The sequence below is a fragment of the Actinoplanes sp. ATCC 53533 genome (assembly GCF_003947245.1).
This window is the reverse complement of sequence record NZ_QHHV01000453.1, coordinates 1-4,558: the sequence shown is the minus strand read 5'-3', so window position 1 is coordinate 4,558 and position 4,558 is coordinate 1. Positions and strand designations below refer to the sequence as shown.

Sequence of the window (4,558 nt, the reverse complement as noted above, 5' to 3'; positions counted from 1 at the left end):
AGGAACGATCCGAGCGTCGAGGGCGCGTACACGCTGGTGAACAGCGACCGCATGCCACCGTGTCGGGCGATGTCGAGGTCGTCGATGCTGTCCGCGCCGGCGAGCATCGCCGCGACGATCGTGGCGAGCTTGCCCGCGGGGTTCGACCCCTTGTCCGTCGGCAGCCGGACCCGGCCGGCGACCGCGTCGTGCAGGCCGACCTGATCGGCCAGGCGCATCACCGGCACGAGCCCGGCGCACGACACGAGATTCGGATCGTCGAACGTTGCGCGCACGACTGGCGTGTCTTGGCGTAATCTCACCTGCGAGGTGCCCTCTCGAACCGGTGGAATAGAAGCGTCGTAACTCCTATCCTCCCAGTTCAGAGGGCACTTTCTATATCGGCACGCCGCCACCCATCAACATTCATCGGTGGATCGAGGCTTAGATGGGTCGCTTTGGCGGCGGATACTGATCAAGGTCAACGCCTCCTCGATACCGCAGGCATCAAACGAACAGACAACAGATCAGCCGCATTCGCCGCTCTAGTTTGCGCGCAAGTATTCCGGCTGTTACTGGAGCCTGCGCCCACTCGTGCGCAAGACGCAGTGCGACGCGACATGACGGATGAACTCTTCCACGGCACCTCTGATAGTGAACGACGGAGGGGTTATCGCATCTTTGAGATAGCCGTGAAGTCGTTCGCCGCGGGTGGCGGCGTTGCCGCTATATCGTACCTGGGTCTTCACGAAAGCATTGCCGAAGCGCTAGGCCTCGGCACCATTATTGCCGTACTTGCTGGCGCAACTGACGCCGTGAACCATGGGATCGGTCGCGTTACACGAGAAATGGAGGCCGTGCGGCGTCAAGCAAAAGGATGGCTGGCCATCCTTCCTCTCTGGCTCGTACAGTTCATTACCTGGAACTTCGAGCCGGCAGCCGTCCGTGATCTGCGAGGCGTAGAACGGTTGGCATTTATCTTGTCAGAGGTGGCGGCCGGCCAAGCTCACATCGATCACATTCCAGCGAGTTCCGAGATACTAGAAAACCTTCGACTTATCAAGCAGAGCGCAGTGCAGGCAGGAGACGTTGATCTGCAGATATCCCTATCGAATATAGAAGCCGTCTTGCTCTTCAACCCCGACGAGTTACCCGACGCTGCTGCACGGGTGCTTGAGTTAGTACGAGACGTAGCGGAACGCCCCGGAGCGGCGCCTATGGCACCCAGTTTTCCGCCTCAGTTACCACCCGTTCAGCGCCGCGAGATCAGTCATCGCGACGAGGATGAAGATCGATAGTGGCGTTATAGTTCGAAGCGCATTGGATAATGTCGGGGATATTTTCGCCGTTTCATGGCCAGTGAGGATCCTGAGCGTCCATTCGAACTGTCAACCGTCGGTCGCAGCACGTTCGCATCTCGCGCTTCTCTACAGCCAAGCCAACCTCCTGCTACCTTGGCCCGGCTATCGTGATGAATCCAGCGTCGCACTATCATCGGCATGACAATGCGCCACGTAGCGAGGCTTGAGACGGCCTGGGCGCGCCATGGCAGTCCAACGCATCGTAGTTTGGGAGCAAGCTGCTACTTCTCGGCGATGCCCTTCTTCCCAGACAGCGCTTCGTGAGCACCATGCCAGGGAGAGTCCTCCTTGCTTGCGGCCTGTCTCCAGTGATCGAGCGCGGGAAGCAACCGGCGGTCGCGGTCTAGTCGCGACTTCATGGCCTCCATGAGCACAGTCAGGCTCTCGTCTTCGTGCTCTGCGCGCACCGCGGCAATAAGGATCTCCCCTCGGATATGCGCTCTAGGGACGAGGGTGTCGTCATCGAACTCGATGATGTCGGGGAGATCGCGGTGCGGATGGATGTTGCCGAGGGAGATCGCAGAGTTGACGTCCTCTAGGTATCCGTCGAACTCGTCCCAGGCCAGGATCACCCAGTGAGGCGCGGACAGCTTGACCCTTCCAGCTAGCTGGCTGGGGTGAAGGTTGAGCTTGGCGCGCTCGTCTCTTCTGCCGTACCACTCCAGATAGCGGAGCCAGGCGACTCGGTCCTCGGCGTACTCGACGATGTCGATGAAGAGCTGCTTCCGGTCAGTGGTCTGGGTCTTCTTCTGCTCGTGGCTTCGCTTGTCAGCCTCGATCTTGCGAATCCCCAGCTGGGAGATCCAAGCACCTGAGATGCCAGCGAGCGCACCCACGAAGGCGCTGATGAGCGGTACCCAGATCGTCATCGGCGCAGCGTAGGACATCGCTCCACTCACAGACCACTCCCCGGCCAGCGAGGAGGAAGCACGCCGGCTGCTCCCAGCAGGCATGCTGATCTTGCAGATTCCCGCTTCCGAGCGGCGGTGCAGTTCGTGCGGGGCCGTCTCAGCGAGCGAGGCGTCCCGCCGCTTCCGCGTCGTTGACCATCTGGCCATGGCCGATTCATTGGCGGCGTCTGATGTTTGACCTGTTGGAATCTAGTGGTCGGTGTTCCCGATCCTTACCATGAGGACAACGTCGGGCACCGCGCTCCAGGAAGGACTCGCCCGGCAGGAGCCGTTTTGGAGTTGGGTCACCTCGTCACCGTCTCGCTGTCGCGCCGGAGGTCTCGGTGGGCGTGTAGTGGATCAGGTGAAAAGCTGCTGTACCGACCGGATCAAGGCGCGGGCGCCGCTACAGCCGCTTGCAAATTAACCCGCCGGGTTCGCCGCCGATCATGATCTCCTGGCCGGGAAGCGCTTCGTACAGCTCACTGATGGCCTCGACGGTGTCGGCAGCCTTGCAGTGGGCGCCGTCGGGTTCGGTGTGGATGAGGTACGCGGTGGGGCACTCGCAGACCCTGCCGAACGCGTAGAACCGGCCGCGCATCGCCTCGTGGACCAGCGTCATGGGGTAGTACACGACGTGCTTTCCGCAGATCGTGGGTAACTCGACCAGGTCCCCGACGGCCTCGCTGGCCGGGAGCTCGGAGGCCGGTTTCCACGGGCCGAGCCTGATGAACGGCTCTGTGGATCGCAGGTCCCTGGCACCGGCGAAGGCGAGCAACGCGGCGTCGTCGATCGAGGTGCCGTGCGGCCAGATGCCCGGTGTCGCTGCCGGCCAGAGTTGCGGGAGCTGTTGGCGGGTCGCGGCCGTGACGGCCAGGGCTTCGGTGGTGAATCGAACGCCGTGTAGCAGGAGCTGGCCGAGCACGATGGTGGTGGCGTAGCCCTGGGGCGCGTCGGGTTCCGGCAGGCCGTCGACGGCGACCGTGATCGGCGTTACCCAGGTGGCAGCGAGCCGGCGTTGCCCGGCGTACCTGCCGATCCAACACTGGCTGGTCGGCAGGGGCACCTTCTGGTCGCGCAGATCCCACAGACGGTGGTACTCGGACGGCGGAAGGCCGTAGCCAGCGTCGCGTTCCTTCTCGGAAGACACCAGCATCGCGGTCAGCGCGGTCTTCTGCAGCCACGCCGCGACCGGGCCGGCGTCCTCGGCGGTGAGGTGCCCGGCGTTGCCGAGGATGAACGGTGTCAGGGTGTGCTTGGCGACGTCTTCGAGGCGGCTCATCCAGCCGTTGTTGCACGGCCCGCAGATGCCGACGGTCTGCCGGAACGGGGGCCGGACACCAAGGTCCCGCCCGATGCGGTTGAGCGGCCCGGTCACGTGTGGGGTGGGCCGCAGGTCGAGCCCGATGGTCGAGAGCCAGTCGCCAAGAACGTGCTCCTGGGTGAGTTTGCCGGTGAAGCCGCAGAACGCGCAGGTACCCATAGCTTGGTCTTTCATTCGTCGGACGCCGCGCCCGTGCTGCCTATGACCGGCACGACGGTCAGCTGGCTCACGCTGGCGAGCGGTCGTTTCGCCGGATGGGCGGGAGGATCGACGTCGAGTATGCGCCGACGGTGACGGGTGCCGGTGCAGCACCAGGTACGCCAAATGTGCAGAGGCCGGGGGGAAGCAGTCGGGAGCGCTGCGACACGGCCGCTCCGGTGACGCACGTCGGTTACTCACGATGGGCAATCGGCGGATCGGGAGGCCGCCCGGATCGCGGCTACTTATTTACTGGTCGTACGACCGCAGCCCGGCCAGGCTTGGTCGAGGTGACCGGTGGGATCGCTCGCACGCGGCTGTCCACCGCAGGTTTTGGTGTGACTCTCATCTGGCATGCGCCTGCCGGTCACCGCGGCGCGGAGTGGCTCAAGAGGGGTATGCCAGCTCAAAGTAGCGCTGCCCTCCCGCCGACACCCAATTGTCGGCTCAAGGGAGAGGCAACCACGATGGGCCAGGTCATCATCGGCGTAGACCCGCACAAACGATCCGCGACCATCGAGGTCATCGACCAGCGCGAACGCGTCCTCGCCAAGGGCCGGTTCGGCACCGACCGTGACGGCTACCAGGCCATGCTCGCCGCCGGCCGCGAACACACCGACCGGATCTGGGCGGTGGAGGGCTGTAACGGTATCGGCCGGCACGTCGCCCAGCGCCTGGTCGCTGACGGTGAGACCGTGTTGGACGTGCCCGCGAAGCTGTCCGCCCGGGCGAGGGTGTTCTCCACCGGCCAGGGCCGCAAGACCGACCCGGTCGACGCGCACAGCGTCGCCGTCGTCGCCCTGCGA

At 64.1% G+C, this 4,558-nt stretch carries 4 protein-coding genes and 1 pseudogene; 2 read left to right on the top strand and 3 right to left on the bottom strand.

What is annotated here, in order from left to right; all coding sequences use genetic code 11:
* Positions 1-218: pseudogene (locus DMB66_RS59035) on the bottom strand (IS1380 family transposase); the annotation flags it as partial.
* Between the two features lie 381 nt (positions 219-599).
* On the opposite strand from DMB66_RS59035, the gene DMB66_RS59030 reads away from it, so the two are divergent.
* Positions 600-1,277 carry a hypothetical protein gene (locus tag DMB66_RS59030; protein WP_125812619.1) on the top strand — a complete coding sequence of 226 codons (678 nt, stop codon included), beginning with the start codon at positions 600-602 and terminating at the stop codon, positions 1,275-1,277.
* A 284-nt stretch (positions 1,278-1,561) separates the two neighbouring features.
* Here the strand turns inward: DMB66_RS59030 and DMB66_RS59025 are convergent, their stop codons facing one another.
* Both DMB66_RS59025 and DMB66_RS59020 read right to left on the bottom strand, forming a co-directional pair.
* Positions 1,562-2,209: a hypothetical protein gene (locus DMB66_RS59025; protein ID WP_125812618.1), complete on the bottom strand. Its 648-nt coding sequence runs from the start codon at positions 2,207-2,209 to the stop codon at positions 1,562-1,564.
* Positions 2,210-2,636: 427 nt separating this feature from the next.
* A complete protein-coding gene (locus DMB66_RS59020; RefSeq protein WP_125812617.1) occupies positions 2,637-3,713 on the bottom strand; it encodes a hypothetical protein in 1,077 nt (358 codons plus the stop codon).
* Positions 3,714-4,219: 506 nt separating this feature from the next.
* Between DMB66_RS59020 and DMB66_RS59015 the strand changes: the two genes are divergently transcribed.
* The coding region (locus tag DMB66_RS59015) for a transposase (protein ID WP_148112943.1) at positions 4,220-4,558 on the top strand (339 nt) is incomplete at its 3' end.